This window comes from Micromonospora sp. NPDC023869 (assembly GCF_055559695.1).
This window is the reverse complement of the sequence record NZ_JBVHKD010000001.1, coordinates 156,188-178,459: the sequence shown is the minus strand read 5'-3', so window position 1 is coordinate 178,459 and position 22,272 is coordinate 156,188. Positions and strand designations below refer to the sequence as shown.

General features: G+C 70.3%; 19 protein-coding genes. 15 read left to right on the top strand and 4 right to left on the bottom strand.

Features of this window, described 5'->3' with window-relative positions; genetic code table 11:
• The first annotated feature begins 56 nt into the window (after positions 1-56).
• Both cysD and cysN read left to right on the top strand, forming a co-directional pair.
• Positions 57-968 (top strand): sulfate adenylyltransferase subunit CysD, encoded by a 912-nt coding sequence (cysD, locus tag ACZ31C_RS00790; protein ID WP_396740773.1) that lies wholly within the window; start codon positions 57-59, stop codon positions 966-968.
• Positions 968-2,287: a sulfate adenylyltransferase subunit CysN gene (gene cysN, locus ACZ31C_RS00785; protein WP_350695850.1), complete on the top strand. Its 1,320-nt coding sequence runs from the start codon at positions 968-970 to the stop codon at positions 2,285-2,287. The genes cysD and cysN overlap by 1 nt, the downstream gene beginning before the upstream one ends.
• Positions 2,288-2,950: 663 nt before the next feature.
• Here cysN and galK read toward each other — a convergent pair.
• Together galK and galE are read right to left on the bottom strand one after the other, a co-directional pair.
• The gene (gene galK / locus ACZ31C_RS00780) at positions 2,951-4,108 is read right to left on the bottom strand and encodes a galactokinase (protein WP_465793636.1); all 1,158 of its coding nucleotides are present in this window, start codon (positions 4,106-4,108) and stop codon (positions 2,951-2,953) included.
• Positions 4,105-5,088, bottom strand: coding sequence for a UDP-glucose 4-epimerase GalE (gene galE, locus ACZ31C_RS00775; RefSeq protein ID WP_465793635.1), 984 nt, complete (start codon positions 5,086-5,088; stop codon positions 4,105-4,107). Before galE ends, galK begins: the two co-directional genes overlap by 4 nt.
• A 116-nt stretch (positions 5,089-5,204) precedes the next feature.
• Here galE and ACZ31C_RS00770 point away from each other — a divergent pair, with 116 nt between their 5' ends.
• From ACZ31C_RS00770 to ACZ31C_RS00750, 5 genes are read left to right on the top strand one after another with little or no spacing between them, the layout of a single operon-like run.
• On the top strand, positions 5,205-6,203 hold the full coding sequence (locus ACZ31C_RS00770) for a hemolysin family protein (protein WP_465793634.1): 999 nt from the start codon (positions 5,205-5,207) through the stop codon (positions 6,201-6,203).
• Positions 6,204-6,236: 33 nt separating this feature from the next.
• Positions 6,237-7,262 carry a tryptophan--tRNA ligase gene (gene trpS / locus ACZ31C_RS00765; RefSeq protein ID WP_465793633.1) on the top strand — a complete coding sequence of 342 codons (1,026 nt, stop codon included), beginning with the start codon at positions 6,237-6,239 and terminating at the stop codon, positions 7,260-7,262.
• 49 nt (positions 7,263-7,311) lie between these two features.
• Positions 7,312-7,857 carry a 2'-5' RNA ligase family protein gene (locus ACZ31C_RS00760; RefSeq protein ID WP_465793632.1) on the top strand — a complete coding sequence of 182 codons (546 nt, stop codon included), beginning with the start codon at positions 7,312-7,314 and terminating at the stop codon, positions 7,855-7,857.
• A 3-nt stretch (positions 7,858-7,860) separates the two neighbouring features.
• A complete protein-coding gene (locus ACZ31C_RS00755; protein ID WP_465793631.1) occupies positions 7,861-8,784 on the top strand; it encodes a YihY/virulence factor BrkB family protein in 924 nt (307 codons plus the stop codon).
• Between the two features lie 54 nt (positions 8,785-8,838).
• A complete protein-coding gene (locus ACZ31C_RS00750) occupies positions 8,839-9,276 on the top strand; it encodes a hypothetical protein (protein WP_465793630.1) in 438 nt (145 codons plus the stop codon).
• 127 nt (positions 9,277-9,403) lie between these two features.
• On the opposite strand, the gene ACZ31C_RS00745 is transcribed toward ACZ31C_RS00750, so the two are convergent.
• Positions 9,404-11,035: a glycoside hydrolase family 13 protein gene (locus ACZ31C_RS00745; protein ID WP_465793629.1), complete on the bottom strand. Its 1,632-nt coding sequence runs from the start codon at positions 11,033-11,035 to the stop codon at positions 9,404-9,406.
• A 205-nt stretch (positions 11,036-11,240) separates the two neighbouring features.
• Positions 11,241-12,323, bottom strand: coding sequence for a LacI family DNA-binding transcriptional regulator (locus ACZ31C_RS00740; protein ID WP_465793628.1), 1,083 nt, complete (start codon positions 12,321-12,323; stop codon positions 11,241-11,243).
• Positions 12,324-12,649: 326 nt separating this feature from the next.
• Here ACZ31C_RS00740 and ACZ31C_RS00735 point away from each other — a divergent pair, with 326 nt between their 5' ends.
• The 8 genes from ACZ31C_RS00735 (at position 12,650) to ACZ31C_RS00700 (ending at position 22,260) form a co-directional block, all read left to right on the top strand.
• Positions 12,650-13,954, top strand: a complete 1,305-nt coding sequence (locus tag ACZ31C_RS00735) for an extracellular solute-binding protein (RefSeq protein WP_465793627.1) — start codon at positions 12,650-12,652, stop codon at positions 13,952-13,954.
• 98 nt (positions 13,955-14,052) lie between these two features.
• The gene (locus ACZ31C_RS00730; RefSeq protein ID WP_465793626.1) at positions 14,053-15,072 is read left to right on the top strand and encodes a carbohydrate ABC transporter permease; all 1,020 of its coding nucleotides are present in this window, start codon (positions 14,053-14,055) and stop codon (positions 15,070-15,072) included.
• Entirely contained in the window at positions 15,072-15,944 is an 873-nt protein-coding gene (locus ACZ31C_RS00725; RefSeq protein ID WP_465793625.1) for a sugar ABC transporter permease, read from the top strand. Before ACZ31C_RS00730 ends, ACZ31C_RS00725 begins: the two co-directional genes overlap by 1 nt.
• A 50-nt stretch (positions 15,945-15,994) precedes the next feature.
• A complete protein-coding gene (locus tag ACZ31C_RS00720; protein WP_465793624.1) occupies positions 15,995-16,336 on the top strand; it encodes a hypothetical protein in 342 nt (113 codons plus the stop codon).
• A 275-nt stretch (positions 16,337-16,611) separates the two neighbouring features.
• On the top strand, positions 16,612-17,676 hold the full coding sequence (locus tag ACZ31C_RS00715) for a BMP family lipoprotein (RefSeq protein WP_465794333.1): 1,065 nt from the start codon (positions 16,612-16,614) through the stop codon (positions 17,674-17,676).
• A gap of 158 nt (positions 17,677-17,834) precedes the next feature.
• Positions 17,835-19,577 carry an ABC transporter ATP-binding protein gene (locus ACZ31C_RS00710; protein WP_465794332.1) on the top strand — a complete coding sequence of 581 codons (1,743 nt, stop codon included), beginning with the start codon at positions 17,835-17,837 and terminating at the stop codon, positions 19,575-19,577.
• A 76-nt stretch (positions 19,578-19,653) separates the two neighbouring features.
• Entirely contained in the window at positions 19,654-20,976 is a 1,323-nt protein-coding gene (locus ACZ31C_RS00705) for an ABC transporter permease (RefSeq protein ID WP_465793623.1), read from the top strand.
• A 3-nt stretch (positions 20,977-20,979) separates the two neighbouring features.
• Positions 20,980-22,260 carry an ABC transporter permease gene (locus tag ACZ31C_RS00700; protein WP_465793622.1) on the top strand — a complete coding sequence of 427 codons (1,281 nt, stop codon included), beginning with the start codon at positions 20,980-20,982 and terminating at the stop codon, positions 22,258-22,260.
• Positions 22,261-22,272 lie beyond the last annotated feature (12 nt).

Genomic DNA, 22,272 nt, shown 5'->3' with positions numbered 1-22,272 from the left:
CATCCCCGACCGGAAAGGTCTGGAAATCGGATGACCGAGCGAATCGAGCCGGTGTCATGACCGCCACCGCTGCCTACCAGGTGACGCATCTCGACGCGTTGGAAGCGGAGAGCATCTTCGTGATGCGCGAGGTGGTCGCCGAGATGGAGCGGCCGGTCCTGCTGTTCTCCGGTGGCAAGGATTCGATCGTGATGCTGCGCCTGGCGCAGAAGGCGTTCGCTCCGGCCCAGATCCCCTTTCCGGTGATGCACGTCGACACCGGCCACAACTTCCCCGAGGTGCTGGACTACCGGGACCGGCGGGTCGCCGAGCTGAACCTGCAACTCGTGGTGGCCAGCGTGCCGGAGGCACTGGCCAGCGGGTTGGTCCGCGAGTCGGCGGACGGGATGCGCAACCGCATCCAGACGCCGGTGCTGCTCGAAGCGGTGGAGAAGCACCGCTTCGACGCCCTCTTCGGCGGGGCCCGGCGGGACGAGGAGAAGGCCCGCGCCAAGGAGCGGGTGTTCAGCTTCCGCGACGAGTTCGGCCAGTGGGACCCGAAGAACCAGCGGCCGGAGCTGTGGTCGCTCTACAACGGCCGGCACCACCCAGGCGAGTCGATCCGGGTGTTCCCGCTGTCCAACTGGACCGAGCTGGACGTGTGGCACTACATCGCCCGGGAGCGGATCGAACTGCCGTCGATCTACTACGCGCATGAGCGCGAGGTGATCGAGCGCGACGGCATGCTCTACGCGGTCAACGAGTTCCTGCCCGCGCGGGCGGGGGAGGAGCGGTTCAAGGCCCAGGTGCGCTACCGCACCGTCGGCGACGCCTCCTGCACCGCGGCGGTGAGTTCGGACGCGGACACCGTCGAGAAGGTCATCGAGGAGGTCGCCGCGACCCGGATCACCGAGCGCGGGGCCACCCGGGGTGACGACCGGGTCAGCGAGGCCGCGATGGAGGACCGCAAGCGGGAGGGCTACTTCTGATGACCACCGAGACGCTCGCGCCGGGCGACGCCGAGGGCCGGGCCGTCGGGTCGGAAGGCCGACCGATGGACCTGCTGCGCTTCGCCACCGCCGGCAGTGTCGACGACGGCAAGTCGACCCTGATCGGCCGGCTGCTGTACGACACGAAGTCGCTGTTCACCGACCAGCTGGCCGCGGTGGAGGCGGTCAGCGCGGCCCGGGGCGACGAGTACACGAACCTGGCGCTGCTCACCGACGGCCTGCGCGCCGAGCGGGAGCAGGGCATCACCATCGACGTGGCGTACCGGTACTTCGCCACGCCCCGGCGCAAGTTCATCATCGCCGACACCCCGGGGCACATCCAGTACACCCGGAACATGGTCACCGGGGCATCGACCGCCGACCTGGCGCTGATCCTGGTGGACGCCCGTAAGGGCCTGGTCGAGCAGTCCCGCCGGCACGCCTTCCTCTGCTCGCTGCTGCGGGTGCCGCACCTGGTGCTCTGCGTCAACAAGATGGACCTGGTGGACTACTCGCAGGACGTCTTCGAGCGGATCGCCGACGAGTTCACCGCTTTCGCGGCGAAGCTGGACGTGCCGGACCTGACCGTGGTGCCGATCTCCGCGCTGAAGGGCGACAACATCGTCACCCGCTCGGAGAGCATGCCCTGGTACGAAGGCCCGGCGTTGCTGCACCACCTGGAGCGGGTGCACATCGCCAGCGACCGGAACCTGGTCGACGTCCGATTCCCGGTGCAGTACGTGATCCGGCCGCAGTCGAGGGTGGTCACCGACTATCGCGGCTACGCCGGTCAGGTCGCCTCGGGCGTGCTCAAGCCGGGCGACGAGGTGATGGTGCTGCCGTCCGGCTTCACCAGCCGGATCGCATCGGTGGAGACCGCCGACGGGCCGGTCGCGGAGGCGTTCCCCCCGATGTCGGTGACGGTACGGCTGACCGACGAGATCGACATCTCGCGGGGCGACATGATCTGCCGCCCGAACAACGCCCCGGCGGTGGCGCAGGACATCGAGGCGATGGTCTGCTGGATGGACGAGAGCCGTCCGTTGCAGGTCGGCGGCAAGTACGCCATCAAGCACACCACCCGGTCGGCGCGGGCGATCGTGCGTGGCCTGCACTACCGCCTGGACATCAACTCGCTGCACCGCGACGAGGCGGCGACCGAGTTGCGGCTCAACGAGATCGGCCGGGTGCGGCTGCGGACCACCGTCCCGCTGCTTGCCGACGAGTACCGCCGCAACCGGACCACCGGTGGTTTCGTCATCATCGACGAGACCACCAACCGCACCGTCGGCGCCGCCATGATCGTGGAGACCGCCTGAGCACACGGCCGACCGGGTGGCCCCGTCCCTAACGGCGCACCCTGGCGGCTCTGGTCACCCTCACCACCGACGTCACCCTCACCACCGACGTCACCCTCACCGCCCTCACCCACGTCACCCGATGACCCAAGGTGCGGCGACTCGTCGCAAGGTCATGCTCGATCCAGGATCGAGTGGTCTCGGTGCCACCACGAGACCACTTCATCCAGGATCGAGCGTGATCATGCAGCGCGATGCGGCGAGAGCGGGGCCGATGCGGCGAAAGCGAAGGCGGTAGGCGCGTGGGTCAGCTCGTCGGGGTGGTGCGCTGTCGGCATGTCGAGCTGATTCGTCCACGCCATCAGCTCGACAGGCGGCGTGCGAGACACCGCGGGCCTGCGAGACATCTCGGGCGTGCGAGACACCTCGCGCAATGGTTGTGAGACCCCCGGGCGTGTGAGACACCTCAGGCGTGTGAGACCCCCCGGGTCTGTGAGACCCCCCGGGTCTGTGAGACCCCCCGGGTCTGTGAGACCCCCCGGGTCTGTGAGACCCCCCGGGTCTGTGAGACCGCCCGGGCGTGCGAGACCGCCCGGGCACTGCGAGACACCCCGGGCACGCGAGGCACCCCGCGGAGCTGTGGGCGGCTGCGCGGGGTCTGCGGGTCGGGTCGGGCGGGGCGGGTCAGTCCAGGCGGGTTGCGCCGGCGGACGGGAGCACGGTGAACCGGGTGGGGGTGGCGTAGCCACGGGCGGCGTAGGCCGCGCCGACGGCGTCGCCCACCTCGACGGCCCGGTCCGCCTCGACCAGGGCCAGCACGCAGCCGCCGAAGCCGCCGCCGGTCATCCGTGCGCCGAGCGCCCCGGCGGCGAGCGCCGTGTCGACGGCGGTGTCGACCTCTCCGACGGTGATCGCGAAGTCGTCGCGCATGGAGGCGTGCGAGGCGGTGAGCAGGGGACCGATCCGCCGGATCTCCCCGGCCCGCAGCAGGGCGACGCTGTCGCGTACCCGCTGGTTCTCGGTGACCACGTGCCGGGTCCGGCGTCGCGTCTCGTCGTCGGGCAGCCGGGCCAGCGCGTCGTCCAGGGCGTCGGCGGGTACGTCCCGCAGTGCCGGTACGCCCAGCAGGCTCGCGGCCTTCTCGCAGGTGGCGCGGCGGGACGCGTACTCGCCGTCGGCGTGCCGGTGGGGGGCGCGGCTGTCGATCACCAGGATCGCCAGGCCGTCGTGGTCCAGGTCGAACGGGATGTGGTCCACCTGCTCGGTGCGGCAGTCGAGGAAGAGGGCGTGGCCGGCCCGGCAGCGGATCGCGGCCGACTGGTCCATGATGCCGGTGGGCGCGCCGACGTAGTGGTTCTCGGCGCGCTGCGCCAGCCGGGGCTGGTGTGCGGCGGGCAGGTCCAGGCCGCCGAGGTCGACCAGCGCGGTGAGCACGGCGGCCTCCAGCGCGGCCGAGGAGGACAGACCGGCGCCGAGCGGCACGTCGGAGGCGACGGCCAGCCGGGCACCGGGCACCGGGTGACCGGCCTCGCGCAGCGCCCACACCACCCCGGCCGCGTACGCGGCCCAGCCGGTGACCCGGCCGGGGGCGGTCACCTCGTCGAGGCCGAAGTCGACCGTCTCGCCGGTCAGTTCGGACCAGACCGTCCAGTCGTCGGTGGGCCGGGGCGCTGCGGCGACGACGGTGCGCAGCGGCAGCGCGAACGGCAACACGAAGCCGTCGTTGTAGTCGGTGTGCTCGCCGATCAGGTTGACCCGGCCGGGAGCCGCCCAGCGGCCGGCGGGTGACTCGGCGTACACGTGCCGGAAGCCGGACTCGGCGCGGGCGGCGACGTCGGTCACGGCCGTTCCAGCACGTGCGCGCGGTAGAAGGCCCAGGCGTCGGAGACCATGTCGTGCAGGGTCGGCTTGCGTGGCTCCCAGCCCAGCTCGGCGCGGGCCAGCGCGGAGGAGGCGACCAGTTCGGCCGGGTCGCCCTCGCGGCGCGGTGCCACCTCCACCGGCACCGGGTGGCCGGTGACCTCGCGGACCACCTCGACGACCTGGCGGTTGGTGAAGCCGTTGCCGTTGCCGAGGTTGTAGATGCGGTGCCGTCCCGGGGTGGCCGCGTCGAGAGCGAGCAGGTGGGCGCGGGCCAGGTCGGCGACGTGGATGTAGTCGCGGACGCAGGTGCCGTCGGCGGTGGGGTAGTCGTCGCCGAAGAGTTGCAGCTTCTCCCGCCGGTCGGCGGCCACCTCCAGCGCGATGGGGATGAGGTGGGTCTCCGGGTCGTGCCGTTCGCCGAGGGCGGTGTCGCCGTCGAGGTACGCCCCGGCGACGTTGAAGTAGCGCAGCGAGACGGCGGCCAGGCCGTGCCCGATCGCCTCGGAGGTGAGCGCCATGTCGACGGCGAGCTTGGTCGCGCCGTACGTGTTGGTCGGGGCCTTGACGGCGGTCTCCGGGATGGGCAGCTCGGTCGGGTTGCCGTAGACGGCGGCGGTGGAGGAGAAGACCATCCGGGGTACGCCGGCAGCGCGCACGGCGTCGATCAGCGCCAGCGACCCGACGGTGTTGGTGTGCCAGTACTTCTCCGGGGCGGTCATCGACTCGCCGGCGGCGATCAGGGCGGCGAAGTGCAGCACGCCGTCGAAACCCGCCTGCGGGGTGAGCACCCGGGCCGCGTCGTGGATGCCGGCCTCGACGTGGACGGCATCGGGCGCGAGCGCCTCCCGGTGGCCGGTGCACAGGTCGTCCAGGACCACCACGTCGTGCCCGGCGTCGAGCAGCATCCGGGTCACCACGCTCCCGATGAAGCCGGCGCCGCCGGTGACGAGCAGTTTCACGTCGCTCTCCTCCTACCTGGACCTGTGGTGGTCACCCTACAACTCCACCACGACCAACCATTTCTGAACAGAGTCGAACACCGCCAGGGCGCGTCCCGCTGACTACCATCACTGTCATGCGGGCAGCGCGTCGGCGCGGACCCAGGCGACGGGGCGCACAGCGGTCCCGCCGCCAGCCCGGGCCGGTGGCCAGAGCCGTCGCCCGGGTGGTGGTGCGGGCGGCCGACGGCACCCTGCGACTCGTCACCGACCTGCTCGGCGCCGGGTCGGCCGCCGGACGGGAACGCATCAGCGAGGCCGAGCTGCGGGATCTGGTCGCCGCGAACACCGTGCTCGACCCGGTCGGCCGCCGCATCATCGACGAGGTGCTGATGGCCGGCGCCAGCCTGGTCCGCGAGGTGATGATGCCCCGCACCGAGGTGGTGTTCCTCTCCGCGGCGCTGACCGTCGCCGAGGCCGCGCCCCTGGTCCGGGCCGGCACGCACACCCGCTATCCGGTGGTCGACGGCACCCACGACGACGTGGTCGGTGTGGTGCACCTGCGCGACGTGCTGCTGCGCCCGGACCGCGACCCGGGCACCACCGTCGGCGAGCTGGCCCGGGAGGTCAAGCGGTTGCCGGCCAGCAAGCGGGTGCTCGCCGCGCTGACCGAGATGCGGCGGGAGGGACACCACCTGGCCGTGGTGATCGACGAGTACGGCGGCACCGCCGGCATCGTCACCTGCGAGGACCTGATCGAGGAACTGGTCGGCGAGATCCACGACGAGTACGCCGACACGCCCGAACCGGCCCTCGCGGGCCTGCCCACGGTGGTCGACGGCCGGCTCAACCTGACCGACTTCGCCGAGCGCACCGGCGTGCACCTGCCGCACGGTCCGTACGAGACGGTGGGTGGCTTCGTGATGGCGTCGCTCGGCCGGTTGCCCGGACCGGGCGACGAGATTCCGGTGCCCGGGGCGGGCGACGATCCCGCCTCCGGCGGCTGGCTGCTGCGGGTGCTCACCCTGGAGGGGCGCCGGGTGGCCCGGCTCGCGGTCACCGTCGCCCGCCTGCCGGAACAGCGTCGCGATCCGGATGGCGTCGTCGAGCGGGCGCGACCTGCCGGCCCGTCATGACGGACGCCGGGTGTTGCTGACAGAATCGGCGGCATGTCCGACGTTCCCGCCCGACCTCGCGTCTTCTCCGGCATCCAGCCGACGGCCGACTCGTTCCACCTCGGCAACTACCTGGGCGCGGTCCGGCACTGGGTGGCGTTGCAGGAGTCGCACGACGCCTTCTACTGCGTGGTCGACCAGCACGCGATCACGGCGGGGCACGAGCCGAAGGTGTTGCTCCACCGGTCGCGGACGGCCGCCGCGCAACTGCTCGCCGTCGGGCTGGACCCGGAACGCTGCACCCTGTTCGTGCAGTCGCAGGTGCCCGAGCACGCGCAGTTGGCCTGGGTGCTGGGCTGCATCACCGGCTTCGGTGAGGCCAGCCGGATGACGCAGTTCAAGGACAAGTCCCAGAAGCAGGGCAACGAGCGGGCCAGCGTCGGGCTGTTCACGTACCCGATCCTGCAGGCGGCGGACATCCTGCTCTACCAGGCCCACGCCGTGCCGGTCGGCGAGGACCAGCGGCAGCACCTGGAGCTCTCCCGCGACCTGGCGCAGCGGTTCAACTCGCTGTTCGGCAAGACCTTCACGGTGCCCGCACCGCACATCGTGAAGGAGACCGCCAAGATCACTGACCTGCAGGACCCGACGGCCAAGATGTCGAAGTCGTCGTCCTCCCCGGGCGGCATCGTCGACCTGCTGGAGGACCCGGCCCGCTCGGCCAAGAAGATCCGCTCGGCGGTCACCGACACCGGCCGGGACATCCTCTTCGACGCCGAGACCAAGCCGGGCGTCTCCAACCTGCTCACCATCTTCTCCGCGCTGAGCGGGCGCGGCATCGACGACCTGGTCGCCGCGTACGCCGGCAAGGGCTACGGCGATCTCAAGAAGGACCTCGGCGAGGTGGTGCGGGAGTTCGTCACCCCGATCCAGCAGCGCACCCGCGCGTATCTCGACGACCCGGCCCAGCTCGACAAGCTCCTCGCGGCGGGTGCGGAGAAGGCCAGGTCGGTGGCGGCGCCGACGCTGCGGACCGCGTACGAGCGGGTGGGCTTCTTCCCGCCGGTACGCGGCGAGTAGTCGCCCGCACGAGGGCGAGCAGTCGGTGGCCGGAGAGGTGACGCGGAGCGTGGATCAGGGCAGCGGTGTCCCGTCGACCGGTGACATCGTCCAGATCGGCATCGCGGTCGACATCCCCGAGCCGTGGGGCGGCGAGCTGACCCGGCGTCGACTGGCCTCCGGCGACCCGAACACGGTGCCGGCCCACGTCACCCTGCTCGGGCCGACCGAGATCCCGGTCTCCGCGCTGCCCGAGGTGGAACGGCACCTCGACCGGGTCGCCGCCGAGCACCTGCCGTTCACCCTGCATCTGCGCGGCACCGGCACCTTCCGGCCGGTGACACAGGTGGTCTTCGTGACGGTGGCGGCCGGCATCAGCGAGTGCGAACTGCTCGCCGCCGCGATCAACTCGGCCCCTCAGCTCCGTCGTGAGCTGCGCTTTCCCTACCATCCACACGTGACGGTGGCCCAGGACGTCGCGCCGGAGGCCCTCGACCGGGCATACGAGGACCTGGCCGACTTCTCCGCCCTGTTCGAGGTGGAGGGCTTCACCCTGTTCTCGCACAGCGGGCAGACCCGGTGGCAGCCCCGCCGGGACTTCCGGCTGGGCGGCTGACCGGTGAACGTGCTCGGGCGGGTCGAGGCGGGCGTCGACCGTGGGTTGCGGGCCGCCCGCCACCGCTCCCCGGCCTTCGGGCACCTGTGGCGGGCCGGGGTGCGCTACACCGACCTGCACGGCGGGCGGCTGGCCGCCGCGATCGCCTACTACGGGTTCTTCGCGGTCTTCGCCCTCGCCCTGGTGTCGTACGCGGCCTTCGGCGCCATCCTGGACGAGAACGACGAGGTACGCGCGGGGGCGGAGGAGTTCCTCCGGGAGAACCTGCCCTTCCTCGACCCGGCGCAGGTGGCCGAGAGCAGCGGCACGGTCGGCGTGGTCGGTCTGCTGATCCTGGTCCTGACCGGGATCGGCTGGGTGGAGGCGATCCGCTCGTCGCAGCGGCTGATCCACGGGCTGGACCAGCATCCCGGCAACCTGATCGTCCGCCGCCTGGTCGACCTCGGCGTCCTGCTCGTGGTCTTCGTGCTGCTCGGCATCTCGGTGGCGGCGGTCGACGCGCTGGAGACGCTGCTGCGGTTCCTGCTGCGCAGCACCGGCTCGGTCGGGCTGACCACGGTCAGCGCGGTGCTCAGCGTGGTGGTGAACGCGGTGCTGGCGACGCTGCTGCTGGTGGCGGTGCCCCGGCTGCGGATGAGCCGGGCCCGGTTGCGGCCGGTGGTGTTGCTCGTCGCGGTCGGCATCACGCTGCTCAACACCGTCGGGCGGTTCTGGGTGGGGCGGGTGGAGCACAACCCGGCGTACACCGTGGTGGCCACCGCCGTGGGCCTGTTGGTCTATCTCTACCTGCTCAACCAGTTGGTGCTCTTCGGCGCCGCGCTGGCCGCGACCAGCCGGCGCGGCCAGGTGATCGACCTGGCCAGCCGCCCCCGACCGGTCGACCTCGACGTGGAGAGTGATCCCGGCACCCCGGGCGGGGCCGGCTGACCGTGATGTGAGGAACCCGCCCCGACCTCGTCGGCCACCGACGATGATGGGCCCGTGGGGGCACTCGTGACGCTGGACCTGCCGACCGATTCACCGCTGCTCGACCTGCCGTGGATCGTCACGTTCGGGCCGCTCGGTGACGCCGACGAGTGGGAGCCGGTGGTCTGCGGGCCGTACGAGCGGCCGCACGCGTTGGCGCTGGCCGAGTCGGTGGTGGCCGAGGAGCAGTTGATGGCGGTGGTCGAGCCGCTGGTGCCGGCCGTGAACGTGGCCCAGATCCGGGGTGAGATCGCCGCCGCGCAGCTCGCCGCCACCGACGAGACGGTCCGGGTGGACGAGGCCGACCTGTACGGCGACTACGAGGACCTCGTCGACGAGGAGGAGATGGCGGCGGCCGAGCGGGAGGACGCGAGCGGGCCGCTGCCGGTGCCGGACGAGGCGGAGCTGCGGGCCGGGTTCGCCCGGATCGCGACGCGGCTGCCCGGGGGCTGACGACCACCCGGCAACCGGCGCCCGGACGTCGTCGTCCGGGCACCGGTGCCAGCACCGCACCCCCCACCACAAGGGGTCGTCGTCCCAGTCGCCACAGGGGAACCAGGTTGTCGAGGTGATACCCCGGTCAGCGCCGTTCGAACCAGGCGGCCGTGTCGCCGGGGAGCAGGTGGCCGCCGTCGCGTTCGGTGAGCGGTGCGCTGGCCACGAGCGGCGTGCCGTACCCGTCGATCAGGACCGGCGAGTCGCCGGTGTTCACCACACAGGTCAGCACCGTGCTGCCGACCTCCCGGTGGAACGCGAGCACGTCCGGGCCGGTCTGCCGCCAGGTGATGCCGCCGGTGCCGGCCAACGCCGGGTGGGTGTGCCGGATCCGCAGCGCCGTCCGGTACAGCTCCAGGGTCGAGCCGGGCACGTCGGACTGTGCGGCGACCGAGAGGGCCTGCCAGGTCGCCGGGGCCGGTAGCCAGCTCAGCGCGCTGCCGGCCGGTCCGAAGCCGTACGGCGCCAGGTCGCCGCTCCACGGGATCGGGACCCGGCAGCCGTCCCTGCTCTCCCCGGTGCGCAGGAAGGCCGGGTCCTGACGCAGCTCGTCGGGCAGGTCGAGCACCTCGGGCAGCCCCAGTTCCTCGCCCTGATAGAGGTAGGCGCACCCGGGCAGGGCGAGCATCAGCAGCGCGGCGGCTCGGGCCCGGCGCAGCCCGACCTCTCCGTCGCCGTACCGGGTGACGTGCCGTTGCCGGTCGTGGTTGGAGAGCACCCAGGTGGTGGGGGCGCCGACGATGGTGGACTCGCCCAACGCGGTGTCGATCACCTTGCGGAACGAGTCGGCCGACCAGGTGGCGTCGAGGAAGTCGAAGCTGAACGCCTGGTGCAGCTCGTCCGGGCCGATGTAGCGGGCCAGCCGCTGCGGGGTCTCCGCCCACGCCTCGGCCACCGCCATCCGGTGGCCGGGGTAGCTGTCCAGGATGGGGCGCCAGGCGCGGTAGATGTCGTGCACCTCGTCCTGGTCGAAGTAGGGCAGGCGGCCCTTGCCGAGCAGTTCGGACTGGCGGCGGCCGGTGGTCATCGAGCTGAAGCCGACGTCCGGCAACCCCTCCGCCTTGATCATGCCGTGGGCCACGTCGATGCGGAATCCGTCGACGCCACGGTCCAGCCAGAACCGCAGCACGTCCTCGAACTCGGTGCGTACCTCCCGGTGGCGCCAGTTCAGGTCGGGTTGGGCCGGGTCGAACAGGTGCAGGTACCACTGGCCGTCGGGGACCCGGGTCCAGGCCGGGCCGCCGAAGATGCTCTCCCAGTCGTTCGGGGGCTGCTCACCGTGTTCGCCCTTGCCGTCGGCGAAGAGATACCGCGCCCGCTCGGCGGATCCGGGGGCGGCGGCCAGCGCCGCCTGGAACCACGGGTGCCGGTCGGAGGTGTGGTTCGGGACCAGGTCCACGATGATCCGCAGACCGAGCGCGTGCGCGTCGGTGATCATCGCTTCGAAGTCGCCGAGGGTGCCGAACATCGGGTCGACATCGCGGTAGTCGGCCACGTCGTAGCCGCCGTCGACCATCGGCGAGGTGTAGAACGGGGTCAGCCAGAGCGCGTCCACCCCGAGGCCACGCAGGTAGGGCAGGCGTTCGCGGATGCCCTGGAGATCACCGATGCCGTCGCCGTCGGAGTCGGCGAAGCTGCGGACGTAGATCTGGTAGACGACGGCGGATCGCCACCAGTCGGCGTCGGAGGTCAGCGGCGACGGAGGGCTGACGGTCATCGGGTGTTCCCCGTTCTGTGGTGCGGGACGGCGGCACCCGGGCATGGGCGAGGTGGCGCGGGTGTCTGAGAAGGATGCCGGGACGCCGCTGCAAGAGTCAAGCATCTCTTGCGCAAGGGTGGCGGTGGATGTGTCGTGCCGATGGGCGGTGGGCGGCCGAAATCAGCCCGATCTCAGCTGAGGCGGCGGTGGCAGGTGTCCGGCGTCACGCCGGAACGGACAGCGCCGGCGACGACGGTCGCCGACCCTGGTCGCCCTGCGGGGCGCTGTCGTCGCGACGGACCACCGCGGTCGAGCCACGGACCACCAGCTCGGGACGGAACAGGTACTCCGAGTGCGGGGCGGCGTGGCCGTTGATCTCATCGACCAGGGCCCGGACCGCGGCGACCGCCATCGCGGCCACCGGCTGACGCATGGTGGTCAGCGGCGGGTCGGTGAACGCCATCAGCGGCGAGTCGTCGTACCCGACCACCGACAGGTCCTCCGGAACAGAGAGTCCGCGCTGCCGGGCGGCCCGGATCGCGCCGAGTGCCATCAGGTCCGAGCCGCAGACGATCCCGGTGGCGCCCCGCTCGATCAGGCGGCCGGCGGCAGCCTCGCCGCCCTCCACGCCGAACAGGGAGAGCTCGGTCAGCTCGCGCAACTCGTCGTCGGCGAGCTGGACGAGGCGACTCATCGCGGTCTTGTACCCGCTGACCTTGCGCTGCACCGGCACGAACCGGTCCGGCCCGGTGATCAGGCCGATCCGGCGGTGGCCCAGGGCGCCCAGGTGCGACACGGCCAACTCCGCCGCCTCGCGGTCGTCGCAGGAGACGAAGGGGGCCGGGATGCCGGGGGCGTACCCGTTGATCATGACGATCGGCAGCGGCCGGGCGATCAGGGTGCGGTAGCGGTCGTGGTCGGCGGCGGTGTCGGCGTGCAGCCCGGAGACGAAGACGATCCCGGAGACCTGCCGGTCGAGCAGCATCTCCACGTACTCGTCCTCGCGGACGCCGCCGGGAGTCTGGGTGCACAGCACCGGGGTGAACCCGGTCGGGGCCAGCGCCGACTCGATGATCTGGGCGAAGGCGGGGAAGATCGGGTTGTCCAGTTCCGGCACCACCAGGCCGACCAGCCCGGCACTGCGCTTGCGGAGCCGGGCGGGGCGCTCGTAGCCGAGCACGTCGAGGGCGGTCAGAACGGCCTGCCGGGTCTCGGGTGCCACACCGGGTCGGTCGTTGAGCACCCGCGACACCGTGGCCTCGCTGACATCGGCCTGCTGGGCTATGTCGGACAGGCGAGCGCGCATGGGCGCACTGTAGCTCACCCTCAACTTCTTGCGCAGTGGTCGGCAAGAACTTGCAGAATCGAGCAGCGGGCGGCGGTTCGCCCCCGCAAACGCGCTCTCGCAACGGCTGTCGTCGGGACGGTGGGTGCCTTCCCGGTGCGCAGAGCGTGATCCGGTCGCCGTCCACAGTCTGCGCGAGCCCTGCGAAATGCCGGTAAAGCCGCAGTTGTGGAGTGGTCGGGTTGCGGATCCGGCTCGGTTGTTGCGGTGATGTTCGCAAGGGGTTTCGAGTTACGAAAGTTCTTGCTACTGTCCCGCCGACACCCGGCAGGAATCTAGGAGCGAACATGCGTCGCACAGCCAGGGGGATCGCCGTACTCGCCTCCGCCACCCTCGCCCTCTCCGTCGCCGCCTGCGGCGGCGGAGAGGACAACCCGGCTGATGGGCAGTCCACCGTCGACCCCGCTTCCCTCACCGCAGAGCTGACCTGGTGGGACACCTCGGACCCGCAGAACGAGGGCCCCGCGTTCCAGGAACTGATCGCCAAGTTCAACCAGACGCACCCGAACGTGAAGATCAACTATCAGTCGGTCCCGTTCGGTGAGGCGCAGAACAAGTTCAAGACCGCCGCGCAGGCCAAGAGCGGCGCTCCGGACATCCTCCGCGCCGAGGTGGCCTGGGTGCCGGAGTTCGCCTCGCTGGGCTACCTCTACGCGCTGGACGGCTCCGAGCTGCTCGCCGACGAGGCCGACTTCCTGGAGACGCCGCTGGCCTCCAACAAGTTCGACGGCAAGACGTACGGCGTCCCGCAGGTCACCGACAGCCTGGCGCTGATGTACAACAAGGAGCTGCTCAGCCAGGCCGGCGTCGGCGCGCCGCCGAAGACCTGGGCGGAGCTGAAGACCGCCGCGCAGGCGGTCAAGGAGAAGACCGACGCCGAAGGCGTGTACGTCAACCCGGCCGGCTACTTCATGCTGCCCTTCATGTACGGCGAGGGCGGCGACCTCGTCGACACCGCGAGCCAGAAGATCGTCATCAACTCGGAGCAGAACGCGGCCGGGCTGGCGATCGCCAAGGACCTGATCACCAGCGGCGCGGCGGCCAAGCCGTCCGCCAACGACGCCTACGGCACCATGATGACCCTCTTCAAGGAGAAGAAGGTCGCCATGATCATCAACGGCCCGTGGGAGGTCAACAACGTCACGTCGGCCCCCGGCTTCGGCGGCCTGGAGAACCTGGGCATCGCCCCGGTGCCGGGCGGGTCGGCGCGGGCCGGTGGCCCGGTCGGCGGCCACAACTACGTGATCTGGTCCGGCATGCCGCAGGAGAAGGTGGACGCCGCCGTCGCGTTCGTGAAGTTCATGAGCTCCGCCGATTCGCAGGCGTTCCTGTCCGAGAAGCTCGGCCTGCTGCCGACCCGCACCTCCGCGTACGCCCTCGACCCGGTCAAGAACAACCCGGTCGTGGCCGCGTTCCAGCCGGTCGTGGAGGCCGGTGTGGGCCGCCCGTGGATTCCCGAGGCCGGTCAGTTCTTCGGCCCGCTCGACCAGATGGCCACCGAGGTCCTGATCCAGAACAAGGACCCGAAGGCCGCGCTGGACACCGTCGCCAGGAAGTACAAGGCCGAGGTCGTGCCCGGCTACGGGCTCTGACCGCCCGCGCCGGCTCCGGCCGGTGACCTTTCGGCACCCGGCAGGGTCGCGGCCGTCGCGGCCGCGCGCCCCTGCCGGACTTCTCCTCGGGAGCGCTGATGACCACCGTGACAGCCGACCCGGCGCCGTCGTCCACGACGCCGCCCGGCCGGTCCGCTCGAACGTCCCGGCTGCGCCGCAGTTGGGACAAGCACTGGTACGCCTGGGCGATGGTGCTGCCCGTCGTGATCGTCCTGGCGGTGCTGATCTTCTACCCGCTGTTCCGCGGGATCTGGCTCTCGTTCACCGACCTCACCGAGGCCAACCAGGTCGCCGAGATCTGCACCAAGTCGATCACCGGCAGCGAGGTCTGCCGGGACAACCCCAACAAGTGGGAGTTCATCGGCCTCGACAACTACGTCCGCGTCCTCACCGGCCAGGTCGGCGACTTCTGGCAGTGGACCGGCACCACGCTGATCTGGACGTTCGTCTGCGTGGCCTGCCACTTCGGTCTCGGTCTCGGTCTGGCCACCATGCTCAACCGGCCGATGTGGGGCCGCAGCATGTACCGGGTGCTGCTGGTGCTGCCCTGGGCGGTGCCGGCCTTCGTCAGCGCCTTCGCCTGGAAGTTCATCTTCAACGAGCGCTTCGGCCTGGCCAACGCCCTGCTCACGGCGGTCGGGATCGACCCGGTCTCCTGGTTCGCCGACCGCTGGACGGCGCTGCTGACCGCCATCGCGACCAACATCTGGCTCGGCGTGCCGTTCATGATGGTGGCCCTGCTCGGCGGCATGCAGACCATTCCGTCCGAGCTGTACGAGGCGGCCGAGATCGACGGCGCCACGCCGTGGCAGCGGTTCGTCAACATCACCCTGCCCGGCCTGCGTCCGGTCAGCATGACCGTGGTGCTGCTCGGCACCATCTGGACGTTCAACATGTTCCCGATCATCTTCCTGGTGACCGAGGGACAGCCGGCGGGACAGAGCGAGATCCTGGTGACCGGTGCCTACCGGGCGGCGTTCGAGGGCATCCGCAACTACTCGCTCGCCTCCACGTACGGCGTACTGATCCTGTCGATCCTGCTGGTGTTCTCGATGTTCTACCGGCGGGCCCTGCGCAAGCAAGGCGAGGTGTGGTGATGGCGCAGGCACAGCGCCCCGCGCAGGCGCGCAGACCCGGCCGCAGTCGCCGTTCTCCGCTGAAGTCGGTCCTGCTGCACGGCACGTTGATCCTGGCCTCGCTGATCGCGGTCGGCCCGATCGCCTGGGTGCTGCTGTCGTCGCTCAAGCCCGGGTACGCGATCCAGAGCAGCGAGCTGACGCTGTTCCGGGACACCACGCTGGCCAACTACAGCTATGTGCTGACCAGCACCAACTTCCCCCGGTGGTTCCTCAACTCGGTGATCGTCGCGGCGTTCACCATGGGGATCGGCATCTTCCTGTCGGCCACCACCGGCTACGCGGTGTCCCGGTTCAACTTCCCGGGTCGCCGGCCACTGATGATGATCTTCCTGGTCACCCAGATGTTCCCGGTGGCCATCCTGATCGTGCCGATCTACACGATCATGGCGCGGCTCGGGCTGATCAACACGATGCCCGCGTTGATCATCGCGTACCTGACCATCGCGGTGCCGTTCTGCGCCTGGATGTTGAAGGGCTACTTCGACTCCATCCCGACCTCGCTGGACGAGGCGGCGGCGCTGGACGGGTGCGGCCCGTTCGCCACCTTCTGGCGGGTCGTGCTGCCGCTGGCCCGCCCGGCGGTGGCGGTCACCGCGTTCTACACCTTCCTCACCGCGTGGGGCGAGGTGGCGTACGCGTCGGCCTTCATCCAGACCGACAACAAGTTCACCCTGGCCTACGGCCTCCAGCAGTTCGTGCCGCAGTTCAACCCGCAGTGGGAGTACCTGACGGCCGCCGCCGTCCTGGTCACCGTTCCGGCCGGGCTGGTCTTCTTCTTCGCCCAGAAGCACCTCGTCTCCGGCCTGACCGCGGGTGGCACGAAGGGCTGACCGGAAGGCCCTCTACTACAAACCGTCGTTGATAGGGCAGGATGGGTCGGGTGGAAGCACTTCGACTCATCCTCCTCTACGGCCACCTGATCGGCTTCGCGCTGCTGCTCGGCGGCGCGATCGCCCAATACCTCACCGGCAAGATCCGGATCAACGCCGCGATGCTCTGGGGCGCGGTGATCCAACTTGCCACCGGCATCGGACTCTCCGCCCCGCTGCGCGACGGCGACGAGCCGGCACCGGCGAAGCTTGTGACGAAGCTGGTGTTCGCGCTGCTGATCTTCGTAATGGTCTTCTTCTCCCGCAAGCGGGACGAGGTCAACCGGGGGCACTTCCTCGCCATCGCGGGATTGACCCTGGTCAACGCCGCTGTCGCGGTCTTCTGGCGATGAGCGGCGAGCCCGCCGATCTTCACTGGAAGCGGACTTAACGGACGCAGCCCCGCCCGCCTGTCGCCACCCTGAGTGATCTGCCCCACCGGAGCATTACGTACGGGTAACAGGCCTCCAACAGTCCTGCACGATTGTCGTTCGGCAGGTGGGCGCGGGCGTACGCTCTGCGTCCGTAACGTGGGATGCCGGCGGCACAGCGCAGGCCGGTTTAAGGGCAGCCACCGCAACCACGCGGTGTGCAGTGGGAAGGAGACGTCTTGCGCTCGGTGCGTGGGATGCGGATCGCCTCGGTCATCGCGGCTGGTGGGCTCGTACTGAGCGCCGCCGCCTGTGGCGAGGCCCCGGATGAGGACAACAACGCCGGTTCGGGCGGCGAGAAGTACACCGCCTGTATGGTCACCGACGTCGGCGGCATCGACGACAAGTCGTTCAACGCCTCGGCCTGGAAGGGGCTCGAGGAGGCCAAGGCCGAGAACAGCAACGTCGACATCAAGTACGTCGCGTCCAAGGCCGAGGCGGACTACGAGCCGAACCTCACCCAGTACGTGAACCAGGACTGCGACTTCATCCTGGCCGTCGGTGGCCTGATGGGCGACGCCACCAAGAAGATCGCCGAGGCGAACACGGACCAGCAGTTCGCGATCGTCGACGCCAACCCCGGGGTGGGCAACGTCTACCCGATGGAGTTCGACACCGCCCAGGCCGGCTTCCTCGCCGGATACGTCGCCGCCGGCATGAGCGAGAGCGGCAAGGTGGCCACCTACGGCGGCATGAAGATCCCGCCGGTGACCATCTTCATGGACGGCTTCGTCGACGGCGTCGCGCACTACAACCAGGCCAAGAGCGCCAACGTGCAGGCCCTGGGTTGGAACAAGGAGACCCAGAACGGGTCGTTCACCAACGACTTCATCAAGCAGGACGAGGGCAAGAAGGTCAGCGACGCGCTGGTTGCCCAGGGCGCGGACATCATCATGCCGGTCGCCGGCGGCGCCGGACTCGGCACCACCGGTGCGGCCAAGGCCTCCGGCGGCAAGTACAACACCATCTGGGTGGACGTCGACGGCTGCGAGAGCACGCCGGACTGCTCGGCGATCATCACCACCGTGGTGAAGAACATCCCGGGCGCGGTCAAGGAGGCCGTGCTCAAGGCCGCCGGTGGCGAGAAGCTCAACGCCGAGGAGGGCTTCGTCGGCACGCTGGCCAACGACGGCGTCTCGATCGCCCCGTACCACGAGTTCGACAGCAAGGTCCCGGCCGAGCTCAAGGCCGAGGTCGACAAGCTGAAGGCGGACATCGCCGCGGGCACCGTCAAGGTCGAGTCGGCCGCCCAGCCGAAGTGACCCGTCACCGGTCGCCCCGGTGAGACGATCACCAGGGCGACCGGTACGCGGAGCCGAATCATGATCCGGCCGCTCCGGCGCGGGGAGACCCGCGCTCGGGGCGGCCGGTCCGTGCCCCCGGTCGGGTCCCGGCCGCAAACCGTTCGCGAGCAGCTACGCTGCACCATCGCTTCGCACTCCAGGAGGTTGCGCTGAGACTCGAACTGCGCGGCATCACCAAGCGGTTCGGTGATCTGGTCGCCAACGACCACATCGACCTGACGGTGGAGCCTGGAGAGATCCACGCCCTGCTCGGCGAGAACGGCGCGGGCAAGTCAACCCTGATGAACGTCCTGTACGGGCTCTACCAGCCCGACGAGGGCGAGATCCTGGTCGACGGCAAGCCGCTCAAGCTGCGCGGCCCCTCCGACGCGATCGCGGCCGGCATCGGCATGGTGCACCAGCACTTCATGCTCGTACCGGTCTTCACGGTCACCGAGAACATCATGCTCGGTGCCGAACAGGTGCGCGGCGGTATCGCCGGGTTCCTGGACCGGCGCCGCGCCCGCCGCGAGGTCGCCGAGGTCTCGGAGCGCTACAACCTGCGGGTCGACCCGGACGCGGTGATCGAGGACCTGCCGGTCGGAGTCCAGCAGCGGGTCGAGATCGTCAAGGCGCTGACCCGCGACGTCGACCTGCTCATCCTGGACGAGCCCACTGCGGTGCTCACCCCGCAGGAGACCGAGGAACTGCTCACCGTGATGCGGTCGCTCAAGGCCGCCGGCAAGTCCATCGTGTTCATCACTCACAAGCTCGGCGAGGTCAAGGCGATCGCCGACCGGATCACGGTGATCCGGCGCGGTAAGACGGTGGGCACCGCGTCGCCCGAGGCCAGCCGGGACGAGCTGGCCGCGCTGATGGTCGGCCGCAGCGTCCGGCTCACCGTCGAGAAGGCGCCGGCCACGCCGGGCGAACCGGTGCTGGAGATCTCCGGCCTGGTCGTCGACGACGACCGGCAGGTCCGCGCGGTGGACGGCGTCGACCTGACCGTACGCGCGGGCGAGGTGCTCGGCGTCGCGGGTGTGCAGGGCAACGGGCAGACCGAACTCATCGAGGCGGTCATGGGGCTGCGTCCCGTGCTCGCCGGCACGATCAGCCTCGACGGCCAGCGGGTCGACGGCTGGAGCACCAAGAAGGTGCTGCGCGCCGGGGTCGGCTACGTCCCCGAGGACCGCAGCGTCGACGGCCTGGTCAAGGAGTTCAGCGTCGCGGAGAACCTGGTGCTGGACATCTACGACCGGCCGCCCTTCGGCAGCGGGTTGTCGCTCAAGCCGGACGCGATCGCGAAGTCGGCGCAGGAGCGGATCGACCAGTTCGACGTCCGGACCTCGTCGGCCCAGGCGCCGGTGGGCACGCTCTCCGGCGGCAACCAGCAGAAGGTGATCGTGGCGCGGGAGCTGTCCCGGCCGCTCAAGCTCTTCATCGCCGCCCAGCCCACCCGGGGCGTGGACGTCGGTTCGATCGAGTTCATCCACAGCCAGGTCATCCGCGAGCGCGACGTGGGCACCGCCGTGCTGGTGGTCTCCAGTGAACTCGACGAGGTGATCGGGCTGGCCGACCGGATCGCGGTGATGTATCGCGGACGGGTCATCGGCATCGTCGGCCCGGACACCCCGCGCGAGGAGATCGGCCTGCTGATGGCGGGCATCAGCCCCGACGCGACCGGCGGTTCCCCGGACAGCACCGCAGCCGCCGACGGCACCGCCGCGGCGACCAGCGACCGGGACGAACCGGCGGTGACCGACGCGGACGCGGTGAGCGCCGACGGCACGACCGCGACCACCGACCGCGACGTCACGGCCACCACCGACGGCGTGGACCCGGCCCCCGAGGGGCCCGGCAACGAGGACGAGAAGGCATGAGCGAGCTCTGCGAGCGAATCATCAGGCTCAGTGCGGTGGTGCCTCATGACGGTACGGAGCGAAGCGGAGTGCCGGCATGACCACTTCTTCCCAGCCTGGCTCGCCGGACAAGGAACCGGCGAGCGAGGAGCAGGCCAACCGGACCGCGATCGGCAACACCGAGCGCGCCGAGACGGCCACCACCGGGCAGCCCCCGCAGGAACGACCCACCCTGGGCCGGCTGTTCCTGGAGAACCTGTGGGCGGCCAACACGTTCACCGTGACGTTGCTGTCGCTGGTGCTGGCGATGCTGGTCGGCGCCATCCTCATGATCATTTCTGATCCGGACGTGCTGGCCACCTACGCCTACTTCACCGCCCGTCCCGCCGACGCGCTCAGCGCGAGCTGGACGCTGGTCAGCGAGGCGTACGCGAACCTGTTCAAGGGCAGCGTCTTCGACCCGGCCGCCTCCACGGTGAACGCGGCGCTGAGCCCGATCTCGGAGACGCTCACCTACACCGCGCCGCTGGTCTTCACCGGTCTGTCGGTGGCGCTGGCGTTCCGGGGCGGTCTGTTCAACATCGGTGCCCAGGGCCAGGCCACCATGGGCGTGATCCTGGCCGCGCTGGCCGGATTCCTGCTGCCGCTGCCGCCCGGGCTGCATCTGCTGGTCGCCGTTCTGGCCGGTGCGGTCGGCGGCGCGATCTGGGGTTTCATTCCCGGCATCCTCAAGGCGCGGACCGGCGCACACGAGGTGATCAACACGATCATGCTCAACTACATCGCGGTCTACTTCCTGACCTGGCTGATCGTGCAGAACGGCGTGCAGGACCCGAATCGCACCGACGCGATCAGTCGGCCGGTGGACGCCTCCGCCCAACTGCCGCGCCTGTTCGGGGACGGGCTGCGGGCGCACACCGGGATCATCCTCGCCGTGCTGGCCACCCTCGCGGTCGCCTGGCTGCTCAACCGCTCCACGCTCGGCTTCGAGCTGCGTGCGGTGGGCGCCAACCCGGACGCCGCCCGCACCGCCGGCATCAGCGTCACCCGGACGTACGTGCTGATCATGGTCTTCGCCGGGGCGCTGGCCGGACTGGGCGGCTCGCAGATGGTGCTCGGCACCACCGCCGCCGCACTGACCCCGCTGGTGGTCGCGCAGATCGGCTTCGACGGCATCCTGGTCGCCCTGCTCGGCCGGGTGAAACCGTGGGGAGTGGCGCTGGCCGCGCTGCTGTTCGGCGCGTTGCAGGCCGGCGGCAACCGGATGCAGTCGTACTCGGGGATCTCGCTGGAGCTGGTCACCGTGCTCCAGGCGCTGATCGTCATCTTCATCGCCGCGCCGGCCCTGGTGAAGGCGATCTTCCAGCTCCGGGCGGCGCGGGCCGCCCGGTTGCAGACGAGCCTCGCGAAGGGCTGGTGAGGCATGTCCACCATGGCAGTCCCCGACGTCGCGGTCGCGCAGGTCGACGAGGGTTTCTGGACCCGTACCCGCAAGGTGGGCCTGGTGCTGCTGGCCCTCGGCCTGCTGGCCACCGTGCTGTTCGGCGCGCTCGCCACCGGTGAGCAGGCCCGCTTCACGCTGAGCGAGGACTCCGCCGGGGCCGCGCTGGAGATCCACGGGACGGTCGGCGCGATCCTCTTCGGACTGATCACGTTGGCCGCCGGGGCGGCGATGCTGGCCGGTCTGCCGAAACGTTGGTTCGTCCCGGTGCTCGCCGTCGGCCTGATCGGCTTCGTGCTCTCCTTCCTCTGCTGGCAGGTCTCCGCCGCACCGACCGGGCAGAACTTCATGCCGCTGGTCAACATCGTGCGCGGCACGTTCCTGCTCGCCCTGCCGCTGATCTTCGGTGCGCTGGCCGGTGTGCTCTGCGAGCGTTCCGGCGTGGTCAACGTCGCCATCGAGGGCCAGTTGCTGATGGGCGCGTTCAGCGGCGCGCTCTTCGGCAGCATCAGCGGCAGCGTCTGGGTGGGTTTGGTCGCCGCCGCGATCGGCGGCGCGTTCATCTCGCTGCTGCTCGCCGTGTTCTGCATCCGCTACCTGGTCGACCAGGTGGTCATGGGCATCGTGCTGAACCTGCTCGCGGTCGGCATCACCGGCTTCCTCTACGAGCGGCTGATGCAGACCGACGCGGCGCGCTACAACAGCGCTCCCCGGTTCAGCAACTGGGAGATCCCGCTGCTCTCCGACATCCCGGTCCTCGGGCCGGCGCTGTTCCGGTCCAGCATCTTCCTCTACCTCGCCCTGCTGCTGGTGCTCGTGATCCACATCGCGCTGTTCCGCACCCGATGGGGTCTGCGGACCCGGTCGGTCGGCGAGCACCCGACGGCGGCGGACACCCTGGGCGTGAAGGTGCTGCGGGTGCGCTACCGCAACGTGCTGCTGGCCGGTGTGGTCGCCGGCATCGGTGGGGCGTCGTACACGCTGGCGCTCTACTCGTTCACCAAGAACATGATCGGCGGTAAGGGCTTCATCGCCCTGGCCGCACTGATCTTCGGCCGGTGGAGCCCGACGGGGGCGCTGCTCGCGGCGCTCTTCTTCGGCTTCGCCGACCAGTTGGCCACCTACCTGGGCGCGATCAACAGCATCATCCCCGGCCAGTTCCTGGCCATGCTGCCGTACCTGGCGACGATCCTGGCGGTGGCCGGGCTGGTCGGCCGGGTCCGGGCACCCGCCGCCGACGGCAAGCCGTACATCAAGGGCTGATCCAGGGGAGCG